Annotated in this window: 18 protein-coding genes; 13 read left to right on the forward strand and 5 right to left on the reverse strand. The window is 69.8% G+C overall.

Annotation, left to right across the window (positions count from 1 at the left end):
* Positions 1–513 precede the first annotated feature (513 nt).
* Positions 514–1,746, reverse strand: coding sequence for an XRE family transcriptional regulator (locus ACFYZE_RS25100; protein WP_388998229.1), 1,233 nt, complete (start codon positions 1,744–1,746; stop codon positions 514–516).
* Between the two features lie 155 nt (positions 1,747–1,901).
* Entirely contained in the window at positions 1,902–2,267 is a 366-nt protein-coding gene (locus ACFYZE_RS25105) for a GntR family transcriptional regulator (protein ID WP_388998232.1), read from the reverse strand.
* Between the two features lie 286 nt (positions 2,268–2,553).
* Between ACFYZE_RS25105 and ACFYZE_RS25110 the strand changes: the two genes are divergently transcribed.
* The 5 genes from ACFYZE_RS25110 to ACFYZE_RS25130 all read left to right on the forward strand — a co-directional run bounded on the left by ACFYZE_RS25110 (position 2,554) and on the right by ACFYZE_RS25130 (position 6,287).
* On the forward strand, positions 2,554–3,012 hold the full coding sequence (locus tag ACFYZE_RS25110) for a hypothetical protein (RefSeq protein ID WP_388998235.1): 459 nt from the start codon (positions 2,554–2,556) through the stop codon (positions 3,010–3,012).
* Between the two features lie 122 nt (positions 3,013–3,134).
* Positions 3,135–3,431 carry a hypothetical protein gene (locus ACFYZE_RS25115; RefSeq protein WP_388998238.1) on the forward strand — a complete coding sequence of 99 codons (297 nt, stop codon included), beginning with the start codon at positions 3,135–3,137 and terminating at the stop codon, positions 3,429–3,431.
* A gap of 47 nt (positions 3,432–3,478) precedes the next feature.
* The gene (repSA, locus tag ACFYZE_RS25120; protein WP_388998623.1) at positions 3,479–4,855 is read left to right on the forward strand and encodes a replication initiator protein RepSA; all 1,377 of its coding nucleotides are present in this window, start codon (positions 3,479–3,481) and stop codon (positions 4,853–4,855) included.
* On the forward strand, positions 4,852–5,046 hold the full coding sequence (locus ACFYZE_RS25125; protein WP_388998241.1) for a helix-turn-helix transcriptional regulator: 195 nt from the start codon (positions 4,852–4,854) through the stop codon (positions 5,044–5,046). Before repSA ends, ACFYZE_RS25125 begins: the two co-directional genes overlap by 4 nt.
* Entirely contained in the window at positions 5,046–6,287 is a 1,242-nt protein-coding gene (locus ACFYZE_RS25130) for a tyrosine-type recombinase/integrase (protein WP_388998244.1), read from the forward strand. Before ACFYZE_RS25125 ends, ACFYZE_RS25130 begins: the two co-directional genes overlap by 1 nt.
* 20 nt (positions 6,288–6,307) lie before the next feature.
* Here ACFYZE_RS25130 and ACFYZE_RS25135 read toward each other — a convergent pair whose 3' ends face one another.
* The gene (locus tag ACFYZE_RS25135) at positions 6,308–7,273 is read right to left on the reverse strand and encodes a CAP domain-containing protein (RefSeq protein WP_388998247.1); all 966 of its coding nucleotides are present in this window, start codon (positions 7,271–7,273) and stop codon (positions 6,308–6,310) included.
* 139 nt (positions 7,274–7,412) lie between these two features.
* Between ACFYZE_RS25135 and ACFYZE_RS25140 the strand changes: the two genes are divergently transcribed.
* The 4 genes from ACFYZE_RS25140 (at position 7,413) to ACFYZE_RS25155 (ending at position 13,749) form a co-directional block, all read left to right on the forward strand.
* The gene (locus tag ACFYZE_RS25140) at positions 7,413–7,694 is read left to right on the forward strand and encodes an acylphosphatase (RefSeq protein ID WP_263232273.1); all 282 of its coding nucleotides are present in this window, start codon (positions 7,413–7,415) and stop codon (positions 7,692–7,694) included.
* A gap of 379 nt (positions 7,695–8,073) precedes the next feature.
* Positions 8,074–8,277: a hypothetical protein gene (locus ACFYZE_RS25145; RefSeq protein ID WP_388998250.1), complete on the forward strand. Its 204-nt coding sequence runs from the start codon at positions 8,074–8,076 to the stop codon at positions 8,275–8,277.
* 227 nt (positions 8,278–8,504) lie between these two features.
* Positions 8,505–12,068, forward strand: a complete 3,564-nt coding sequence (gene smc / locus ACFYZE_RS25150; RefSeq protein ID WP_388998253.1) for a chromosome segregation protein SMC — start codon at positions 8,505–8,507, stop codon at positions 12,066–12,068.
* A gap of 262 nt (positions 12,069–12,330) precedes the next feature.
* Entirely contained in the window at positions 12,331–13,749 is a 1,419-nt protein-coding gene (locus ACFYZE_RS25155) for a sugar porter family MFS transporter (RefSeq protein WP_388998256.1), read from the forward strand.
* A gap of 135 nt (positions 13,750–13,884) precedes the next feature.
* Here ACFYZE_RS25155 and ACFYZE_RS25160 read toward each other — a convergent pair whose 3' ends face one another.
* A complete protein-coding gene (locus tag ACFYZE_RS25160; protein ID WP_388998259.1) occupies positions 13,885–14,862 on the reverse strand; it encodes an LLM class flavin-dependent oxidoreductase in 978 nt (325 codons plus the stop codon).
* 136 nt (positions 14,863–14,998) lie between these two features.
* Between ACFYZE_RS25160 and ftsY the strand changes: the two genes are divergently transcribed.
* Positions 14,999–16,201 carry a signal recognition particle-docking protein FtsY gene (gene ftsY / locus ACFYZE_RS25165; RefSeq protein WP_388998262.1) on the forward strand — a complete coding sequence of 401 codons (1,203 nt, stop codon included), beginning with the start codon at positions 14,999–15,001 and terminating at the stop codon, positions 16,199–16,201.
* A 155-nt stretch (positions 16,202–16,356) separates the two neighbouring features.
* Here ftsY and ACFYZE_RS25170 read toward each other — a convergent pair whose 3' ends face one another.
* Positions 16,357–17,019, reverse strand: coding sequence for a bifunctional DNA primase/polymerase (locus ACFYZE_RS25170; RefSeq protein ID WP_388998265.1), 663 nt, complete (start codon positions 17,017–17,019; stop codon positions 16,357–16,359).
* Between the two features lie 448 nt (positions 17,020–17,467).
* Between ACFYZE_RS25170 and ACFYZE_RS25175 the strand changes: the two genes are divergently transcribed.
* From ACFYZE_RS25175 to ACFYZE_RS25185, 3 genes are all read left to right on the forward strand, one after another.
* Complete coding sequence (locus ACFYZE_RS25175) at positions 17,468–18,946, forward strand: hypothetical protein (protein WP_388998268.1); 1,479 nt, start codon at positions 17,468–17,470, stop codon at positions 18,944–18,946.
* 456 nt (positions 18,947–19,402) lie between these two features.
* Positions 19,403–20,743: an ammonium transporter gene (locus tag ACFYZE_RS25180; protein ID WP_388998271.1), complete on the forward strand. Its 1,341-nt coding sequence runs from the start codon at positions 19,403–19,405 to the stop codon at positions 20,741–20,743.
* Positions 20,740–21,078, forward strand: a complete 339-nt coding sequence (locus ACFYZE_RS25185) for a P-II family nitrogen regulator (protein WP_103839971.1) — start codon at positions 20,740–20,742, stop codon at positions 21,076–21,078. Before ACFYZE_RS25180 ends, ACFYZE_RS25185 begins: the two co-directional genes overlap by 4 nt.
* The last annotated feature ends 15 nt before the right edge of the window (positions 21,079–21,093 follow it).

The raw sequence follows: 21,093 nt of genomic DNA on the forward strand, positions 1-21,093 counted from the left end.
GCCTGAAGAACTCCCATCATCGCAGGTCACAAGGCACTTCCTCGTTTCAAGAAGACTTATCCACAGACATCGAATCGGTGGATCAAGGCTAAGGCTGCGACCACTGCGGTCACCGTTGGGCTGTTGAGAAACGACACGGCACCAGTTTGACGAATGTCGGAGGTCGGCGGAACGGCTTTGGGCTGGAGCTGCCTTGGCGCGAGTGATCATGGCCCCTTACGCTGGCCCGCGGATCGGGCAGGCTTGTGGACCTGCCCGTTAGTGCCCGATGTGGGGCCATGATCTTCGAGGCTCGCGCCAAGGTGGCTGCCTAAAGCCGTGGAGCCGACCGCCCCAGCCACGACGTGTTCTGACCTCATGCACTCTGTGCCTGCCTTTTGGGCGGGAGCGGGCGGCCGGCGGTGCCGAGCGGGGCGGAGACATGAGCGCGGGCGCCGCCGGCCGCCCGCGCCCGCCCGGAGGAGCGGTAGCGACGACGGGTGCTTGATGAGGTAGAGAAACCCGTAACAGGCTTTAGCTTGTCCGGGCCAGAGCGGTCAGGTGATCGAGGTATTCACGGCCAGTCGGCTCGGCGGCGAAGTCCCGATTGACGATGGCTGCAAGCTCGCGACTGACCATGAGCAGGGACGGCAGAGACTGCCGGTCGCCCTTCAAGGCCCACTCGCCGTAGTTCACGGCCTGGTCCAAGTCGCCCTGCCTAGCTGCCACCACGCCGAGAGTGATCCTCGCCTCCGCCATGCGCATTGGTGATCGCTCGGACCCGTCAAAGTCTGTGCCCGCCCGGATCACCTCGTGGGCAAGGTTCTCAGCGAACCGGTCCTCGCCAAGCAGCCGGTAGCAGTCCATGGCATAGAAGTCGAACTTCGCCGGGTCCACCACGAAGTGGTGATCGAGGTTTTCGGGGTACGGCATTCCCTCGAGGAGCTTTCGGCCTCGGTCTAGCGCCACCTCGGTCTGTCGCCGGTCACCCAGCCTGGCCCACCCCTTCGCCTCCTGGGCGGCGAGCTGTACGGCTACGCCATGCGAGGGAGCCGCCTCCGTACCGGCCTGCGAGGCAGCGAGGATTCCGCGGTAGTCGCCCGTCGTCAGTGCGAACCAGGCTCGCATCTCGTGAGCCCAACCGGCGATCTCTGAGTTACCGGCTTCATGGGCTAAAGACAGGGCCGCCTTTCGCGTGCTTTCGGCTGCCGCCCGGTCGCCCATGTCGTACTCGACGCACCCGATCAGGAGCGCGAGCCAACCAGACAGGGTGAGAACTTCGCGGTGCTGTGCGAGCGTGAGCCGCTGGGACTGGAGCCCGGCGACTCGCTTGAGCCACTGCCTGCCCTCGGCGGCGAGCTGGTCGCCTGGCAGGTACGGGTACTCGGAGCACAGTCGATCGGTCGTGATCCGGAGTGCCTCAAGCGTGGCGTTGTCGACGTCGGACGCCTGCAACCTGCTGATGATGTCGAGCGTTTCCATGCCGCTGACAGCAACGATCTCGGCGTTCCCGTCTCGCTGCCCGGCTACCGGGAAGATCGCGTGAGTGACGGTGCCGAAGGTGGCGGCGATGATCGGCTTGTAGAAATCGCTCGGCATGACCTCGCCGGACTCCCAGCGCTTCCACTGCCGCACCATGCTGGGGCCTTCCGGCAGGGGTTTCGGCGCGTGTGCCCGCAGCGCGGCCACCACTTCGGCCTGCGACCACTGCCGGGCCTCGCGCTCTGAGGAAAGCCGCCGTGCCCATGCTGGCCGTTCGTCACTCATGTGCTGCCCTCCCGTCGGGTGCCTGCCTTCGAGTCTGGCATTTAGACAGCTGGTGACACGGGGGGTGACAGGGGGTTGGCACCAAGGCTGTCCCCCGTTGACACCACGCCTGTCCCTAGTGCATCCAAGGCTCGCCACGCATGGTGGATCACCAGTCAGGCACTGCTCGGGAACTGGGCGCGCTTCTCCAACTCGGCTACTCGGGCAGCAAGTTGCTGAATCTCGGAGTGGATAGCGTTGATCTCATCTCGGTTAATCGGCCCGTCGGCATTCTGCCCGGCTTCGCCAGCACTCGGCGGGGACTGCACGAAGTACCCCCGAGTCGGAACCGAGACGATCACGCCCTCATCAGCGAGCACCTTGAGCGCGTTGCCCACCGTCACCGTGGTGACCTTGAACCGGTCGGCCAGCTCGCGCAACGAAGCTAGCCGGTGCCCCGCTGGCAGCGCTGCGATCTCTTCGCGCAGGGCGTCGGCGATCTGCACTTTCTTGGGCCTGGGGTCGTGGGCTTCAACCGTCATGCGCCGAGAGTACCGAGCATGGCGACATAGCACAGCCTATGACGCACTATCTCTTGTGATCTAGTCTGCTATATAGCAAGCTAAGTCATGCGGCCAACGGCCGTACTCCGGAGGGCGACGCACCTACCGCCAAGCAAGCCGCCGCCCTCCTTCGTCCCCGAAGGGAGCCTCCATCATGCCTGCGACGACCGCTGAGCACACGTCGCCTCTCGTCCCGGCTTTAACGCCGTCCGACCCGTTGACTTCTTCCGACCCGGTCGCGCACCTCTCGAATCAGGAACGGGCCGTGGCGCTGTATGCCTCGGACATGCCGCTCCGCTTCCTGATGCGCCGCGGTGACGAAACCACGGTGCTGGCCTGGATCCTCCAGGGCGTCGCCCGGCTCGGCCTCGCTGAGGTCCACCGCTCGGCCGCCTACGCCTACGGCTACCGGCTGCTCTGGCTGGCCGACTTGACCACGCAGGAACAGGACCAGGCCCACCAGCGCCGGTTCCCCAACCAGCGACGGTGGGACCGCGCCGAACGCCTCGCCTCGTGCTTCACGGTCTGGACCGATTACCCCATGACCCAGGCCGCCAAGGATCGGGCGCGCCACCCGGACGTGGAGGGCGCCTGCCGCTGCGGTGGTACTGGCTGGATCGGCGAGTGCCTCGACCCGGACGACCCGACCACGCGCATGGCGCGCAACTGCCCCGGACACAACCCTGAGGGGCGTGTCGTCCCGCGTCCGGGGGTGGCCCGATGAGTGCCGCCGCTGTCGTGCCGCTGACTGATCGTCCCCGTCCTGCTGCGCAGCCTCCGGCGAAGTGCTCGGATAGGTCACCGCTGGCCCAGACTCGGGCGGCGCGGGGTTGGTCTCAGCTTCAGGTGATCCGGTCACTGGCGCTGCTGGCTGAGCACTGGGGCTGGCAGATCGCCTCCGAAGGCTCGTTGAAGGTCCAGCTCTCCCGCTGGGAGAACGGCGCCAATGAGCCGAGTCCGACCTATCAGGTGCTGCTCTGCGCGGTGCTGCGGGCCACCCCGGCAGAGCTGGGCTTTGGTCGTGCTGCTCGCCCGGCGGCTCCGCTTCCCGGTGAGGACGTGGCCTCACTCGCTGACCGCGTACAGGCCCTGGAAGCCCTGGTAGTCCAGCTCTCCGTTCGGCTTGGGGCGGTGAGCGCGTGACGGTCTTCCCCGTCCCCCCGGAGGCCGTGGCCGGTGCTGCGGCCTCCATGGGCACCGACCCGCTGACCCTGGCCGACCTGCTGCGGGTCGCGAACGCGCCCGGTTTTGACCGCTGGCAGGAACAGATCCGGCGTACTGGAGGCTGCGCGAACCCCATCCGCTTGATGGGCCAGACGGTCACCAGGGACGCCCGGACCGGTGACGTCCTGTACTCCTACTCGACCGAGCACGAGCCGGGCGGATGCCTCCGGGTGGCCTGCGGCAACCGGCGTGCCTCCCGCTGCCCGGCCTGCGCCTGGACCTACGCCGGGGACGTCTACCACCTGATCCGCGCCGGGATCACCGGTGATCCCCGCATGGGCATCCCCGGCGAGATCCGCCAGCACCCCGGCGTGTTCGCCACCCTCACCGCGCCCTCGTTCGGCCCGGTCCACAACCGCCCCGACACCGGGCGCTGCCGCTGCGGCACCCAGCACGCTCCCGACGACCCGGCCCTGGGAACCGCGCTGGATCCGGAGCGGTACGACTACGCCGGGGCGGTGCTGTGGAACAACCACGCCGGGGACCTGTGGCGGCGCTTCACCATCTACCTGCGCCGTGAGATCGCTGCCCGTGCGGGCCTGACCCAGACGGCCATGAAGGAGGTGTGCCGGGTCTCCTTCGGCAAGGTCGCCGAGTTCCAGAAGCGGGGCGCGGTGCACTTCCACGCCGTGATCCGCCTGGACGGTCCGGCCGGACCCGAGGATGCGCCCCCGGCCTGGGCGACAGTCGCTCTCCTGGACGACGCGATCCGTGCCGCCGCCGCTCGGGTCGCCGTACCGGTGCCCGCCGCCGGCACTTTCCCCGCGCGGGTCCTGCGCTGGGGTTCCCAAGTTGACGTGCAGGCCATCGGCGGCATGGACGGTGTCGAGCTGACCGATCAGGCGGTGGCCTCCTACGTCGCCAAGTACGCCACTAAAGCGGCCGAGACGACCGAGACGGTAGACCGCCGCATCGGGGAGCTCTCGGAGCTGGACAAGCTGAACATGCCCCCGCACACCCGTCGCCTGATCGAAGCCTGCCGGGCGCTCGATGACGCCTACCCCGACCGGCTGCTGTGGCGGTGGGCTCACATGCTCGGCTTCCGCGGCCACTTCATGACCAAGTCACGGGCCTACTCCACCACCCTGACCGAACGGCGCCAGGTCCGCGCCGACTACCGCGCCCGGCAAGAACGCCGCGAACGCGGGCTTCCGGAAGACCTCGACGACACGGAGGGCACCACGCTGGTTCTCGCTCATTGGACGTACGCCGGACAGGGTCACACCCCCGGCGAATCCTGGCTCGCCGCATCCATCGCCCGGGAGCTCCGCCTCAACCGCGAGACGGCCCGCGAAGCCCTCGCCGACTGGCCCGAGCAGGACGACTGGGAGGTGTGCGCATGAGGCGCTTGCCTGACCAGTACCTGACCCCGGAAGACCTCGTGGTCATGCTCCGCCTGCCCAGCGTCGAGACCGTCTATCAGTGGCGGCGTAAGGGCATCGGCCCCCGTGGCTTCCGCGTGGGGCGACACCTCCGCTTCGACCCCGAGGACGTTCGCGCCTGGGTCGAGTCCTTGATGGAAGGGGTCGCCTGATGGCCGGACACATCCAAGATCGCTGGTACAAGACCGAGGCTGGGCCGGACGGCAAGCCGCGCAAGGTCAAGACCGACCGCCACGGCGTCGGGTTGCGCTATCGCGCTCGCTACGTCGGCCCGGACGGTACCGAGAAGTCCAAGAGCTTCCCGGACAAGCAGAAGCGCAAGGCGGAACAGTGGCTGGCCAACGTCGAGGCCGACATGTCGCGCGGCGACTACGTCGACCCCGACGCAGGCAAGGTCACCTTTGAGCAGTACGCGACGGAGTGGATGACCACGCAGATCACGGACCCTCTGACACGGGAGTCCGTGGAGAGCCGCCTACGGCTTCACGCGATCCCGTACCTGGGCACGCGACCCATGGGTTCGTTCACGCCCTCGCATCTGCGGCTCTGGCTGCGGACCCTGGAAGACCGGGGGCTCTCTGCTGGCTACCGGCGCGGCATCTTCGCGCACGTCTCAACGGTCTTCACGGCTGCGGTGGAGGATCGGATCATCCGTACGAACCCGTGCAGTGCCCGCTCCGTGCGGGCACCCCGTCTGGAGCCTCGCAAGGTCAAACCCTGGCCAGCGGAACGGGTCAAGGCGGTTCGCTCGGAGCTGCCGGAGCGCTACCAGGCCCTCGTGAACGTTGCCGCCGGATGCGGCCTGCGTCAGGGCGAGGTCTTCGGCCTGGCCGTGGAAGACGTGGACTTCCTCGGGGGAGTGGTGCACGTTGTACGGCAGGTCAAGCTGCTGCGGTTACATCGGCCAGTGTTCGCGCCACCGAAGGGAGGCAAGGAGCGTGATGTTCCTCTGCCTGAGTCCGTCGCCTTCGCGCTGGCCGGTCACCTGAAGCGGTACCCGGCCACAAGGATCACGTTGCCCTGGAAGACGCTCGACGGTCCGCCCGTCACCGCATCCTTGATCTTCACCGGTCCCATGGGCCTGGCCCTGGACCGGAACCGCTTCAACGACCGCGTATGGCGGCCAGCACTTCGAGCTGCGGGCGTCGAGACCGGGCGGGACAACGGCATGCACGCCCTGAGGCACTTCTATGCCTCGGTGCTCCTGGACGCGGGGGAGAGCGTCAAGGCGCTCAGTGAGTACCTGGGCCACCACGACCCCGGCTTCACGCTGCGTACGTACACGCACCTCATGCCGTCGAGTGAGACCCGAACCCGGGCCGCCGTTGACCGCGTCTTCGAGGATGATGCACCTGCGGACGACGGCCCAGAGACGGCCCAGGGAGGTTCCTAGGTCCCTGACCTGCGGTTATCTCAGTAGCCGAAGTCCTGCGTCCACCAGGGGCCGCCGGAGCCGAAGTGCACTCCGACGCCCAGCGTCGTGAAGTCGCAGTTCAGTATGTTCGCCCGGTGGCCGGGGCTGTTCATCCAGGCGTCCATGACGTCCTGCGGGCTCGCCTGGCCGCGGGCTATGTTCTCGCCGCCCAGGTCCGTTATGCCGAGCACGGCCGCCCGCTGCCACGGATCCTTGCCGTCGGGGTCGGTGTGGTCGAAGAAGTTCCGCGCGGCCATGTCCTCGCTGAACGCCTCCGCCAGCTTGCGCAGCGGGCCGTTCGGGGTCACCGGTGAGCAGCCCACCTTGGCCCGCTCCTGGTTGACCAGCTTGATCACCTCGGCCGCGGCGGCGGCCTCGGAGGTCACCTTCTGGGACGGGATCGTCACCGGCGCCGTCGTGGGCTCCTGTGAGGGCGGCGCGGCCGTGGCCGTGGCCCCCGTCGCCGTGGGGGACGGTGTCCGCGGAGGCTGGGTCGTCGGCGCCGAGGAGGATGCCGGGGGAGTGGAGGCAGTCGCGGTCGCGGCCGGCGTGGGCGAGCGGTCGGCGTCACGGCTGGTGGACGAGGACCCGCGGGAGTCCGCGGTGCCGCTGGTGCCGCCCTGCTGGGTGGCGAAGCCCGACGGAGTGGTGCCGCCGGCCTGCACATCACCGGGGTCACCGCTCACCGAGAAGTGGTTGCCACCGGGCAGCACCCCGGTGGCGACCGCCACGGTGCCCAGCGCCACGGCGGCGGAGACGCCCAGCAGGCCCGTGCGCACCGGCGTCGGGGCCTTCTTCCTGCGGTGTGAGCGGGTCGCGCGCCGCTCGGCCTCCAGGACCGCGGCGAAGCCGTAGAGGTTCTCCGGGCCGTAGCGCTCCGGCGGAATGTCGTAGCTCTCTGTGACCCTCTTGGCGCGGCCCCCCGTGGCGGCGCGTCCGGCGGCGGAGCGTCGGTGGCGTCCCATTGCTGGCCTTCCTGGTCTTGCGGTCGGCGCAACTCACACGATCGTGTGAGTTTCACGTGAGAGTTATGGGTGGGGACGGTACCGCATCGCGCACGGGGCGGATGTGCCGGGAGGGACATTGGCCGGTTAGCGTGCACCCATGAACGACGACGCACGGCTGGTCGCGTGGGTGCGCGGACGTGTCCAAGGGGTGGGTTTCCGCTGGTTCACCCGGGCCAAGGCGCTGGAGATCGGCGACCTGAGTGGTTTTGCTCTCAATCTGGACGACGGACGGGTCCAGGTGGTCGCCGAGGGGCCCCGGAAGGGGTGCGAGCGCCTGCTGGAGTGGCTCCGGGGCGACGACACACCCGGGCGTGTGGACGGAGTCACTGAGATTTGGGACACGCCTCGCGGCGGCTACGACGGCTTCGCGATCCGCTGAGCCGGGCCCCGAAGACCCCCGCCGTGGAGGGCAGGGACGTGCCACCGGCATCTGCCCGGAGCGGAAAGGTGCTGGTGGTTGCCAAGAACCGCTTGCCGTGGCAGGCTCCGCGGGTAAGAGTGATCTCCACGCCCGCAGGGGCCCGCAGGAGCCGCAGCGCCGCCCGTTCAGGGCCGCGCGCCCCCGGGTTGCCCGCCATCGCAGGGCGTGATCGTGTTGACCGTCAAACTTTTTGGTGAGACGCTGAAAGCCCCGCGCACCTTAGCTGTTTGGCATGGAAGAACGGCGTAGAACTCACCATGCCGGGCACCGCGGGTGCGAAAATCCCTCACGACCCACACCGCATCGGTCGGTCACTCAGTGTGGAGGACCATCCATCATGGCAAAGGCGCTTCTCGGTTACGTCGGCGGCTCCGACCCGCGACTCCTCGCCGAGATGCGACGGCTTCAGCAGCGCGTCCAGGAACTCGAAGCCGAGCTCGTACGGATCCAGGCGGAGAACGACGCGCTGTCGACGGCTGCCGCTCACGAAAGGCTCATGGAGAGCGTCGACGCACACCAGGCGGAGCCTGCGCTCACCTGATCACTGCATCACGCCACGGCACCAGCAGTGGTCGGGCTGCCCGTACCCACCGCTGAAGTTGTCAGAGTTGCAAGGGACGCTTCGGCGTCCCTTCTTTCTTGCCCCCGCGTCGTTCGCGCCCCCGCGCACCCCCTCGCTGTCTTTAACGGATGGTGTGCCCTGCCCGTTCAGGGGCGAAACCGCGGGTTCATGGAGTGAGACAGAGGCGGGCGGTAGAGTCCGGCGGCGTGCACCTCAAGGCCCTGACCCTCCGCGGCTTCAAGTCGTTCGCCTCGGCGACCACGCTCCGGTTCGAGCCGGGCATCACGTGCGTCGTCGGCCCGAACGGCTCGGGCAAGTCCAATGTCGTGGACGCGCTCAGCTGGGTCATGGGCGAACAGGGAGCCAAGTCGCTGCGCGGCGGCAAGATGGAGGACGTCATCTTCGCCGGCACCACCGGGCGCCCGCCGCTCGGCCGCGCCGAGGTGTCCCTGACCATCGACAACTCCGACGGTGCCCTCCCGATCGAGTACTCCGAGGTCACCATCACGCGGATCATGTTCCGCAACGGCGGCAGCGAGTACCAGATCAACGGCGACACCTGCCGCCTCCTCGACATCCAGGAACTCCTGTCCGACTCCGGCATCGGCCGCGAGATGCACGTGATCGTGGGCCAGGGCCAGCTCGACTCCGTGCTGCACGCCGACCCCATGGGCCGCCGCGCCTTCATCGAGGAGGCCGCGGGCGTCCTCAAGCACCGCAAGCGCAAGGAGAAGGCGCTCAGGAAGCTGGACGCCATGCAGGCGAACCTCGCCCGCGTCCAGGACCTCGCCGACGAACTGCGCCGCCAGCTGAAACCGCTGGGCCGGCAGGCGGCGGTGGCCCGCCGGGCGGCCGTGATCCAGGCGGACCTGCGCGACGCCCGGCTGCGCCTGCTGGCCGACGACCTCGTACGGTTCCGGGAGGCACTCAAGGCCGAGATCGCCGACGAGGCCGCGCTCAAGGAACGCAAGGAGGCCGCCGAGGCCGAGCTGAAGAGGGCACTGCAGCGTGAGGCGCTCCTGGAGGACGAGGTACGCCGGCTGACGCCGCGTCTGCAGCGGGCCCAGCAGACCTGGTACGAGCTGTCACAGCTCGCGGAGCGGGTGCGCGGCACCGTCTCGCTGGCCGACGCCCGGGTCAAGAGCGCCACCACGCAGCCCCCGGAGGAGCGGCGCGGACGCGATCCCGAGGACATGGAGCGCGAGGCCGCCCGCATCCGCGAGCAGGAGGCCGAGCTGGAGGCGGCCCTGGAGGCCGCCGAGCGCGCACTGGAGGACACGGTCGCGCACCGGGCCGAGCTGGAGCGCGAACTGGCGCTCGAGGAACGGCGCCTGAAGGACGTGGCGCGCGCCATCGCGGACCGGCGTGAAGGGCTCGCCCGGCTCAGCGGCCAGGTGGGCGCCGCCCGTTCACGCGCGGCCGCCGCCCAGGCCGAGATCGACCGGCTGGCCGCCGCGCGCGACGAGGCACAGCAGCGCGCCGTCGCCGCCCAGGAGGAGTACGAGACTCTCAAGGCCGAGGTCGACGGGCTGGACGCGGGCGACGCGGACCTGGCCGAGCGGCACGAGACGGCCAAGGCCGCGCTCGCCGAGGCGGAGGCCGCCCTCACGGCCGCACGCGAGGCGATCACGGCGGCGGAACGGGCGCGCGCCGCGACCCAGGCCCGGCATGACGCCCTGGCCATGGGCCTGCGCCGCAAGGACGGCACGGGCGCCCTGCTGGAGGCGAAGGGCCGCCTGGCCGGCCTGCTCGGTCCGGCCGCGGAACTGCTGACCGTGACCCCGGGCCATGAGGCCGCCCTCGCGGCGGCCTTCGGCACGGCGGCGGACGCCCTCGCGGTGACGGACCCGGCCTCGGCGGCCGACGCCCTTCGCCTGCTGCGCAAGCAGGACGGGGGACGGGCGGCGCTGCTGGTCGCGGGGGCACCTCAGGAGCCGGCGGGCGTGGGTGACAGCGGCGGTGCCGACGGGCACCCCTTCGCCGCCGATCTCGTCCGCGGCCCCGCCGGCCTGATGCCCGCCGTACGCCGGCTGCTGCGCGGCATCGTCGTCGTGGGCACGCTGGAGGACGCCGAGGAGCTGGTCGGGGTGCGCCCCGAGCTGACGGCCGTCACCGCCGAGGGCGATCTCCTCGGAGCGCACTTCGCGCACGGGGGGTCCGCCGGGGCGCCCAGCCTGCTGGAGGTGCAGGCCTCCGTCGACGAGGCCGCCGCCGAGCTGGAGGAACTCGCCGCGCGGTGCGAGGAGTTGGCCGAGGCGCAGCGGCTCGCGGGGGAGCGGCGCAAGGAGTGTGCCGCGCGCGTCGAGGAGCTGGGGGAGCGGCGGCGGGCGGCCGAGCGGGAGAAGTCCCAGGTCGCCCAGCAGCTGGGCCGGCTCGCCGGGCAGGCGCGGGGGGCCGCCGGGGAGGCCGAGCGCAGCGTCGCCGCCGCCGCGCGCGCCCAGGAGGCGCTCGAGGTGGCCCTGCAGGAGGTCGAGGAACTCGCCGAGCGGCTCGCCGTCGCCGAGGAGATGCCGGCCGAGGAGGAGCCCGACACCTCCGTACGCGACCGCCTCGCCGCCGACGGCGCCAACGCGCGGCAGACCGAGATGGAGGCCCGCCTCCAGGTCCGCACCCACGAGGAACGCGTCAAGGGACTGGCCGGACGCGCCGACTCCCTGGACCGGGCCGCCCGCGCCGAACGTGAGGCACGCGCGCGTGCCGAGCAGCGGCGGGCCCGGCTGCGCCACGAGGCGGCCGTCGCCGAGGCCGTCGCCTCCGGCGCCCGGCAGCTCCTCGCCCATGTCGAGGTCTCCCTCAGCCGGGCGGAGGCCGAGCGAGCCGCCGCCGAGGCGGTCAAGGCACGCCGGGAGGAGGAGCTGGCGGCGGCCCGCACGCACGGCCGCGACCTCAAGGCCGAGTTGGACAAGCTCACCGACTCCGTCCACCGCGGCGAGGTGCTCGGCGCCGAGAAGCGGCTGCGCATAGAGCAGCTGGAGAGCAGGGCGCTGGAGGAGCTGGGCGTCGAGCCGACGGTCCTGGTCACCGAGTACGGCCCCGACCAGCTCGTACCGCCGTCCCCGCCTGCGGAGGGCGAACAACTGCCCGAGGACCCTGACCATCCGCGCAACCGGCCCCGCCCGTTCGTGCGCGCCGAGCAGGAGAAGCGGCTCAAGGCCGCCGAACGCGCCTACCAGCAGCTCGGCAAGGTCAACCCGCTCGCCCTGGAGGAGTTCGCCGCGCTGGAGGAGCGCCACAAGTTCCTCAGTGAGCAGCTCGACGACCTGAAGAAGACCCGCGCCGACCTGCTTCAGGTGGTGAAGGAGGTCGACGAGCGCGTCGAGCAGGTGTTCACCGAGGCCTATCGGGACACGGCCCGCGAGTTCGAGGGCGTCTTCAGCAGGCTGTTCCCCGGCGGCGAGGGCCGGCTGCTCCTGACCGACCCGGACAACATGCTCACCACGGGCGTGGACGTCGAGGCGCGGCCCCCGGGCAAGAAGGTCAAGCGGCTCTCCCTGCTCTCCGGCGGAGAGCGGTCGCTGACGGCCGTCGCCCTGCTGGTGTCGATCTTCAAGGCCCGGCCCAGCCCGTTCTACGTGATGGACGAGGTCGAGGCGGCACTCGACGACACCAACCTGCAGCGGTTGATCCGCATCATGCAGGAGCTGCAGGAGACCTCACAGCTCATCGTGATCACGCACCAGAAGCGGACGATGGAGGTCGCCGACGCGCTGTACGGCGTCTCCATGCAGGGCGACGGTGTGTCGAAGGTCATCTCTCAGCGGCTCCGCTAGGCGACTGCCCTCTACACCAGTTGCTACCTGCACGTCTTCACATCTTCAACACTTGAACACAATCCTTCGTTCGCATGCCTCCTACGTCACAGACTCGCGCTATTGACTTCGAAACTTGAAGGCATAGTCTCTGCAACGTTGCTTTTACCTTCAGATATGAGCGGCGTTAACGAGTGCTCCCCGGGTACTTGACACGCCACCCATACCCGAAAGGGCCCAGCCCACCCCCGGCAGCGTTGCCGGTGGCCCGAGGAGTTACACGTTGACCAGCACAGCGCAGGCATCAAGGACAGGAGCCGGTACGGCTCACCCCGATCATCTCGGGCACGTCATCTTCATCGCGGCGGCGGCCGCGATGGGCGGCTTCCTCTTCGGCTACGACAGCTCCGTGATCAACGGCGCCGTCGAGGCCATCCGGGACCGCTACGACATCGGCTCCGCAGCGCTGGCCCAGGTCATCGCCATCGCCCTGATCGGCTGTGCCGTCGGCGCCGCCACCGCCGGGCGCATAGCCGACCGCCTCGGCCGCATCCGGGTGATGCAGATCGCGGCGGTTCTCTTCGTCGTCAGCGCGGTCGGCTCCGCTCTGCCTTTCGCGCTGTGGGACTTCGCCCTCTGGCGCGTCATCGGCGGCTTCGCCATCGGCATGGCCTCCGTGATCGGCCCCGCCTACATCGCCGAGGTCGCCCCGCCCGCCTACCGCGGCCGGCTCGGCTCCTTCCAGCAGGCCGCGATCGTCGTAGGCATCGCCATCTCCCAGCTGGTCAACTGGGGCCTGCTCAACGCCGCCGGCGGCGACCAGCGCGGCAAGCTGATGGGCCTGGAGGCCTGGCAGGTCATGCTCGGCGTCATGGTCGTGCCGGCCGTCCTGTACGGCCTGCTCTCCTTCGCCATCCCCGAGTCCCCCCGCTTCCTGCTCTCCGTCGGCAAGCGTGAGCGCGCCCGGGAGATCCTCGCCGAGGTCGAGGGCCAGGGCACCGACCTCGACGCCCGCGTCGCCGAGATCGAGCACGCCATGAAGAGCGAGCACAAGTCCAGCTTCAAGGACCTGCTCGGCGGCGGCTTCTTCTTCAAGCCCATCGTCTGGATCGGTATCGGCCTGTCGGTCTTCCAGCAGTTCGTCGGCATCAACGTCGCGTTCTACTACTCCTCGACGCTGTGGCAGTCGGTCGGCGTCGACCCGACGGACTCGTTCTTCTACTCCTTCACCACCTCGATCATCAACATCGTCGGCACCGTGATCGCGATGATCTTCGTGGACCGCGTCGGCCGCAAGCCGCTCGCGCTCATCGGCTCCATCGGCATGGCCGTCGGTCTCGCACTGGAGGCCTGGGCGTTCTCGTTCCACCTGGTCGACGGCAAGCTGCCGAGCACCCAGGGCTGGGTCGCCCTGATCGCCGCCCACGTGTTCGTCCTCTTCTTCGCGCTGTCCTGGGGCGTGGTCGTCTGGGTCATGCTCGGCGAGATGTTCCCGAACCGGATCCGCGCCGCAGCGCTCGGCGTGGCCGCCGCCGCCCAGTGGATCGCCAACTGGGCCATCACCGCGAGCTTCCCCTCGCTGGCCGACTGGAACCTGTCCGGCACCTACGTGATCTACACGGTCTTCGCCGCGCTCTCCATCCCGTTCGTCCTGAAGTTCGTGAAGGAGACGAAGGGCAAGGCGCTGGAGGAGATGGGCTGAGCCTGACAAAGGCTCCTCGAACTCGAGGAGAAGGGCCAAGTCCCCGCTGCCCCTCTCCTCGGACCCTGCCGCCGCCCGGCTCGGCCACTGTCCGAGCCGGGCGGCGGTGTTCTGCCGGCCCCCTGTGCACGAGGCTCAGCTCTCCAGCCCGGGGAGCACCCGCTCGCAGAACAGATGCAGGCTGCGCCAGCCCTCGTCCACCGGCATCCCGCCGGCCAGCGGATGCAGGACGTGGCTGTCCGGCCCCAGGCTCAGGCACTCCTCGGGCGTCACGATCCGGTACACGCCTTCCGCCCGCAGCTCCTCCACCGTCGTGGCCGCCGACCTGACCGCCGAGCGGACGCCACGGCCGCCGGACTGCCAGGACGCGTACGTCCGCGCCTCGTGCAGGAAGTGCCTGCCGTACCGGGCCCACGCCCGGTCCGGATCCTCCGCGAGGTGCAGCAGCGGCGTCCGCTCGGCGGGCATCATCGTCCAGCCCTGCCTGCCGTACTCCGCCAGCCGCTCCCTGTAGTAGGCCTCCAGCTCCGGCAGGTGCGCGCTCGGGAAGAACGGCAGACCCAGCCGGGCCGCGCGGCGGGCCGCCGCCTTCGAGGAGCCGCCGACCAGCAACAGGGGGTGCGGCCGGGTGTACGGGCGCGGGGTGACCCGTACGGTACGGCCCCGGTAGGCGAACTCCTCGCCGGTCCACGCCCTCAGCACCGTCTCCAGCAGCTCGTCCTGGAGCCTTCCGCGCCGCTCGAAGTCGACACCGAAACAGGCGTACTCCTCGGGCCGGTACCCGATCCCGGCGACGGTCACCAGCCGGCCGCCGCTGACCAGGTCGAGAACGGCGATGTCCTCGGCCAGCCGGAGCGGGTCGTGCAGCGGCCCGATCACCGCCGAGACGGTGACCGCGAGCCGCCGGGTCGCGCCGAGCACGGCACCGGCGAAGACGAACGGCGACGGCAGCCAGTTGTTCACCGCCCCGTGGTGCTCCTCCGTCTGCACGGTGGTGATCCCCCGGTCGTCGGCGTACGCGGCCATCTCCACCGCGGCCCGGTATCGGGCACCCAGCGAGACCGGGGTCGCCCCGGGCTCGACGAGGTTGAACCGTACGACCGTGACGGCCATGACAGGGCCCCCTTCGCCTTCGCCGGGCGGGTGTGCGGGGGGACGTTAGCTGAGGGAGCGTCAGACAACCAGGGGCGTGCAGCCCCGGAGCCGCCGCCGAACGGGGCGGTGCCCGGTCGCGCATACTGGACCCGTTATGGAAACCGTCATCCTTGCTGTAGTCATCGCCGTGGTCGTGCTCGGCGCGCTCGGCGGGCTCATCGTCGGCAGCCGGCGCCGGAAGCCGCTGCCCCCGCCGCCCCCGACGACGCCCGACATCACCGCCCCTCCGGCCGAGCCGCACGTCGGCGACGAGGCCGAGACGCCGCGCGACGAAGAGCGCCGGACGATAGAGGAGGTGGATCTTCCGGGCGGTGGTGCTCCCGTCGCCGTCGAGGAGCCGCCCCTCGTCGAGGCGCCCCCGATCGAGATCCCCGAGCCCACCGCTGGCCGTCTGGTCCGCCTGCGCGCCCGTCTGTCCCGTTCGCAGAACGCGCTCGGCAAGGGACTCCTCACCCTCCTGTCCAGGGAGCACCTCGACGACGAGACCTGGGAGGAGATCGAGGACACGCTGCTCACCGCCGACGTCGGCGTGCAGCCCACCCAGGAGCTGGTCGAGCGGCTGCGCGAGCGCGTCAAGGTGCTCGGCACCCGCACGCCCCAGGAGCTGCGCGGTCTGCTGCGCGAGGAGCTGCTCACGCTGGTCGGTACCGACATGGACCGCACCGTCCGCACCGAGCCCGAGTCCAGCAAGCCCGGCATCGTGATGGTCGTGGGCGTCAACGGCACCGGCAAGACCACCACCACCGGCAAGCTGGCCCGGGTTCTGGTGGCCGACGGTCGCACCGTCGTCCTCGGCGCCGCCGACACCTTCCGCGCCGCCGCCGCCGACCAGCTGCAGACCTGGGGCGAGCGGGTCGGCGCCTACACCGTGCGCGGGCCGGAGGGCGGCGACCCGGCCTCCGTGGCGTTCGACGCGGTGAAGGAAGGCAAGGAGATGGGCTACGACGTCGTGCTCATCGACACCGCCGGCCGCCTGCACACCAAGACCGGCCTCATGGACGAGCTCGGCAAGGTCAAGCGCGTCGTGGAGAAGCACGCCCCGCTCGACGAGGTGCTGCTCGTCCTGGACGCCACGACCGGGCAGAACGGTCTCGTCCAGGCCCGCGTCTTCGCCGAGGTCGTGGACATCACCGGCATCGTGCTGACCAAGCTCGACGGCACGGCCAAGGGCGGCATCGTGGTGGCGGTCCAGCGGGAGCTGGGCGTACCGGTGAAGCTGATCGGACTCGGCGAGGGTGCCGACGACCTGGCGCCGTTCGAGCCGGAAGCGTTCGTGGATGCGCTTATCGGGGACTGAGCGCGCCGCCGCACGCGGCGCGTGCGTGACCGTACGGAAGAAGGGCCCCGTTCCAAGGTGCAGCTGGAACGGGGCCCTTCCGTATGGGGGGAGCCCCTCTTCTCCGTATCGGTTTCCCCGTGTCGGTGGAGCCGGGCCCTCTCGAATCGGCCGACCTAGACGCGTGAGCGATGCGCCACATACGCCAGCGTGCCGATCAGCAGGCGCGCCGCCGGGGGTCTCGTCGCCGAATCCAGGGCGGGCGAGCGGAGCCAGCGGACCGGGCCGAGGCCGCCGCGGTCCGAGGGCGGGGCCGTGATGTACGCGCCGGGGCCGAGGGCGTGGAGGTCGAGGGCGGTGTCGTCCCACGCCATCCGGTACAGCAGGTCGGGCAGCTCGGCGGCGGACCCCGGGGTGACGAAGAAGTGCGCGCGGCCCTCCGGCGTCGCCGTGACCGGGCCGAGCGGCAGACCCATGCGCTCCAGCCGGACCAGGGCGCGCCGCCCCGCCGACTCGGCGACCTCGATCACGTCGAACGCCCGGCCGACCGGCAGCATCACCGCGGCGCCCGGCGTCTCGGCCCAGGTCTCGGTCACCTCGTCGAGTGTCGCGCCGGCGCCCACGACGGGCGCGAAGTCCAGTGGGTGCGCGCCGGGCGCGCCGCAGTCCGCCTTGCCGCAGGAGCACTGCCCGGCGACCGCCCGTGCGCCGGGCACCACGTCCCAGCCCCACAGTCCGGTGTACTCGGCCACGGCCGTGCACTCCGACGAGCGGCCCCGGCGCCGCGCACCGGAGCGGATGTCGCGGATGCCCCGCGTGCCGCCGATAGTGAAGCCCATGCCCCCTCCAACGGGTCCAGCGCGCCGATGGTTACGCCATGAGAGCGGAATGTGACTCTGAGTTCCCAGTCGTCGGTCGTCTCCGCGGGGTTCCGCGCAGCGCCCGGTTGCATCCCGGGGTGGTGTGCGGTCCGTGCGCGCCGGTGAGTGCACGCCTCCACCCGATTCCGGCTGTCATGTGTCAAGTGAATCGTGCGGAGCCCGCCCTGGGTTCATTCGAAGGGGTGGCGAATGGTGGCGTTTCTGTGTACGCCATGGCTGGACGGGTGACCGTGAGACTACTTTGAGTGCACGGTTCCTGGGAATGGATGCGCTCGTGGGTATGCCGGAGGCAAGTCGGTTCCCGTCCGACGGCTGAGAACCGACGGACGCGGGGCCGTGGGCACCGGCATTCTGGTAGTGCTTGGCGCGCACAGCGACAAGTGGTCTGAGGGATGGGGGCGTTCCAGTGGGCGGCAGTGACGGAAGCGCAGCGAACGCTGACAAGCGCCCCAATGAGCTGCTCACCTCGTGGTTCGTGCGCAGCGGCTGGTCGAAGGGTGAGCTGGCGCGTCAAGTGAACCGCCGGGCACGCCAGTTGGGAGCGAACCACATCTCCACGGACACCTCCCGGGTGCGCCGCTGGCTCGACGGGGAGAACCCGCGCGAGCCGATCCCGCGGATCCTGTCGGAGTTGTTCTCCGAGCGCTTCGGCTGCGTCGTCGCGGTCGAGGACCTCGGACTGCGCCCCGCCCACCAGTCACCCTCGGTGTCCGGGATCGACCTGCCCTGGACGGGCCCGCAGACCGTGGCCATGATCAGCGAGTTCTCGCGCAGCGACCTGATGCTGGCGCGGCGCGGCTTCCTCGGAACCTCGCTGGTCCTGTCCGCGGGCCCGTCCCTCATCGAGCCCGTGCAGCGCTGGCTGGTGCCGAGCCCCACCTCCCCGCGCGAGGGCACCCCGCCCGCCTCGCCGTCCGGGCGCGCCCGCGGCCGGCTCTCCCAGCCCGAGCTGGACCTCCTCGAGGCCACCACCGTGATGTTCCGCAAGTGGGACGCCCAGTGCGGCGGCGGGCTGCGCCGCAAGGCGGTCGTCGGCCAGTTGCACGAGGTCACCGACCTGCTGCAGGAACCGCAGCCCGAGGCCACCGCCAAGCGCCTGTTCAAGGTCGCCGCCGAACTGGCCGAACTGGCCGGTTGGATGAGCTACGACGTCGGACTGCAGCCCACCGCGCAGAAGTACTTCGTGCTCGCCCTGCACGCCGCCAAGGAGGCGGGCGACAAGCCGCTCGGCTCGTACGTCCTCTCCAGCATGAGCCGCCAGATGATCCACCTGGGCCGGCCCGAGGACGCCCTGGAACTCATCCACCTCGCCCAGTACGGCAGCCGTGACTGCGCGAGCCCGCGCACCCAGGCGATGCTGTATGCGATGGAGGCACGCGCCTACGCCAACATGGGGCAGCCCGGCAGGTGCAAGCGTGCCGTCCGGATGGCCGAGGACACCTTCGCCGACGCCGAGGACTGGGACGAGCCGGAGCCCGACTGGATCCGCTTCTTCTCCGAGGCCGAGCTGTACGCGGAGAACTCCCACTCCTTCCGTGACCTCGCCTACGTCGCGGGCCGCAGTCCCACCTACGCCTCCCTGGCCGAACCCCTGATGCGGAAGGCCGTCGACCGGTTCGCCGAGGACACCGAGCATCAGCGGTCGTACGCGCTCAATCTCATCGGCATGGCCACCGTGCATCTCCTCCAGCGTGAACCCGAGCAGAGCGCGGTGCTCACCAAGCGGGCCCTGGAGGTCGCCAAAAAGGTGCGCTCGGAACGTGTCAACACTCGTATTCGAAAAACCGTCGACACGGCTGTACGCGATTTCGGTGATCTCACGGAGATCGTCGAACTCACCGACCACCTCGCCACCCACCTGCCCGAGACCGCCGAAGCGGTCTGAACCCTCCCAGGGCCCCAGGATCCCAGAGGCCAAGGGGCCCCGAGGACTCCGGCCGCGGCCGCCATCCCGAACCGCCCGACTCGGCTCCCCCCATGCCAGGTCATCGGATGGCTGCCGCGGCCGGGCTGTTTTTTGCGCCTGAACCGGCGCCGCTCTAGTGGCGGTGGTTGCTCGCCGTGGGGGTTGCTCAATTGACGGTCGCGGGTTCATTCGGCCGATGGTTGCGGCGCCCATCATCTGAAGGTTGCGCCACGATAACGATCAGCGCGACCGACATCCGGCGGTTCATCAACGCGTAACACGCCGGGCGCCTTCGTCACTGCGGTGAAACATCGAGGGGCTTCCACCGAAACGGCGCTGCGTCAATCTCGTGGCCCATAACCCCCACGCCCTCATGACCGGACCGCTCTCCGGCTTCGCCCGCACGGGGCCGTACCAACCGACTAGGAGACGCCGATGGCACCAGCCGCCATCACGCTTGCGGCGGACGCACCCAAGCTGTCGTCCGCCAACACAGGTTTCATGCTCATCGCTTCCGCCCTGGTGCTGATCATGACCCCGGGCCTGGCCTTCTTCTACGGAGGCATGGTCCGCGTCAAGAGCACCCTGAACATGCTGATGATGAGCTTCATCAGCATGGGCATCATCACCATTCTGTGGGTGCTCTACGGCTTCTCCCTCGCCTTCGGTACGAACAACAGCTTCATCGGCTGGGACTCCGACTGGTTCGGCCTCCACAAGATCGGTCTGACGGAACTCTGGCCCGGCTACACCATCCCGATCTTCGTGTTCATGGTCTTCCAGATGATGTTCGCGATCATCACGCCGGCCCTGATAAGCGGCGCCCTCGCCGACCGTGTGAAGTTCTCGGCCTGGTCGCTCTTCATCGCGCTGTGGCTCACGATCGTCTACGTCCCGGTCGCCCACTGGGTCTGGGGCTCCGACGGCTGGGCCTTCAAGCTCGGTGTGATCGACTTCGCCGGTGGTACCGCGGTCCACATCAACGCCGGTGCGGCGGCGCTCGGCGTGATCCTCGTCATCGGCAAGCGCGTCGGCTTCAAGAAGGACCCGATGCGTCCGCACAGCCTTCCGCTGGTCATGCTCGGCGCGGGTCTGCTGTGGTTCGGCTGGTTCGGCTTCAACGCGGGCTCCTGGCTCGGCAACGACGACGGCGTCGGCGCGCTGATGTTCGTCAACACGCAGGTCGCGACGGCCGCCGCCATGCTGGCCTGGCTCGCCTACGAGAAGATCCGCCACGGCGCGTTCACCACGCTGGGAGCCGCCTCCGGCGCGGTCGCCGGTCTGGTGGCGATCACCCCGTCCGGTGGTGCGGTCTCCCCGCTCGGCGCGATCGCCGTCGGTGCCATCGCCGGTGTCGCCTGCGCCGCGGCCGTGGGCCTGAAGTTCAAGTTCGGCTACGACGACTCCCTCGATGTCGTCGGCGTCCACATGGTCGGCGGCATCATCGGCTCCCTGCTGATCGGCTTCTTCGCCACCGGCAAGGGCCAGTCCACCGCCACGGGCGTCTTCTACGGGGACCACAGCTTCACCCAGCTGTGGAAGCAGTGCGCCGGTGTCGGCGCGGTCCTCGCCTACTCCCTGGTCGTCTCCGCGGTCCTCGCCTTCCTCCTCGACAAGACGATCGGTATGCGGGTCACCGAGGACGAGGAGGTCTCGGGCATCGACCAGGCCGAGCACGCCGAGACCGCATACGACTTCAGCGGCGCTGGTGGCGGTGTCATGGGGACCGCCGCCTCGGCTCTGGCCGCCACGGAGACCAGGAAGGTGGACGCATGAGGCTCATCACCGCCGTCGTCAAGCCGCACCGGCTCGACGAGATCAAGGAGGCCCTGCAGGCCTTCGGGGTCCATGGACTGACGGTCACGGAAGCGAGCGGCTACGGTCGGCAGCGGGGACACACCGAGGTCTACCGCGGCGCCGAGTACACGGTCGACCTGGTACCCAAGATCCGTATCGAGGTGCTGGCCGAGGACGACGACGCCGAACAGCTCATCGAGGTCATCGTCAAGGCGGCCCGCACCGGCAAGATCGGTGACGGCAAGGTCTGGTCCATCCCGGTCGAGACGGCCGTACGGGTCCGGACCGGCGAGCGCGGACCCGACGCGCTCTAGACACGCACGGAACAG

It is taken from the genome of Streptomyces sp. NPDC001796 (assembly GCF_042892355.1).
Classification (GTDB): domain Bacteria; phylum Actinomycetota; class Actinomycetes; order Streptomycetales; family Streptomycetaceae; genus Streptomyces.

Bases quoted from the DNA above. Each gene is read 5' to 3' on its own strand.
- ACFYZE_RS25180 (WP_388998271.1), top strand. From the start codon at position 19,403: ATGGCACCAGCCGCCATCACGCTTGCGGCGGACGCACCCAAGCTGTCG.
- ACFYZE_RS25160 (WP_388998259.1), bottom strand. From the start codon at position 14,862: ATGGCCGTCACGGTCGTACGGTTCAACCTCGTCGAGCCCGGGGCGACC.
- ACFYZE_RS25140 (WP_263232273.1), top strand. From the start codon at position 7,413: ATGAACGACGACGCACGGCTGGTCGCGTGGGTGCGCGGACGTGTCCAA.
- ACFYZE_RS25125 (WP_388998241.1), top strand. From the start codon at position 4,852: ATGAGGCGCTTGCCTGACCAGTACCTGACCCCGGAAGACCTCGTGGTC.
- ACFYZE_RS25170 (WP_388998265.1), bottom strand. From the start codon at position 17,019: ATGGGCTTCACTATCGGCGGCACGCGGGGCATCCGCGACATCCGCTCC.
- repSA (WP_388998623.1), top strand. From the start codon at position 3,479: ATGGGCACCGACCCGCTGACCCTGGCCGACCTGCTGCGGGTCGCGAAC.
- ACFYZE_RS25130 (WP_388998244.1), top strand. From the start codon at position 5,046: ATGGCCGGACACATCCAAGATCGCTGGTACAAGACCGAGGCTGGGCCG.
- ACFYZE_RS25105 (WP_388998232.1), bottom strand. From the start codon at position 2,267: ATGACGGTTGAAGCCCACGACCCCAGGCCCAAGAAAGTGCAGATCGCC.
- ACFYZE_RS25135 (WP_388998247.1), bottom strand. From the start codon at position 7,273: ATGGGACGCCACCGACGCTCCGCCGCCGGACGCGCCGCCACGGGGGGC.
- ACFYZE_RS25145 (WP_388998250.1), top strand. From the start codon at position 8,074: ATGGCAAAGGCGCTTCTCGGTTACGTCGGCGGCTCCGACCCGCGACTC.
- ACFYZE_RS25100 (WP_388998229.1), bottom strand. From the start codon at position 1,746: ATGAGTGACGAACGGCCAGCATGGGCACGGCGGCTTTCCTCAGAGCGC.
- ftsY (WP_388998262.1), top strand. From the start codon at position 14,999: ATGGAAACCGTCATCCTTGCTGTAGTCATCGCCGTGGTCGTGCTCGGC.
- ACFYZE_RS25185 (WP_103839971.1), top strand. From the start codon at position 20,740: ATGAGGCTCATCACCGCCGTCGTCAAGCCGCACCGGCTCGACGAGATC.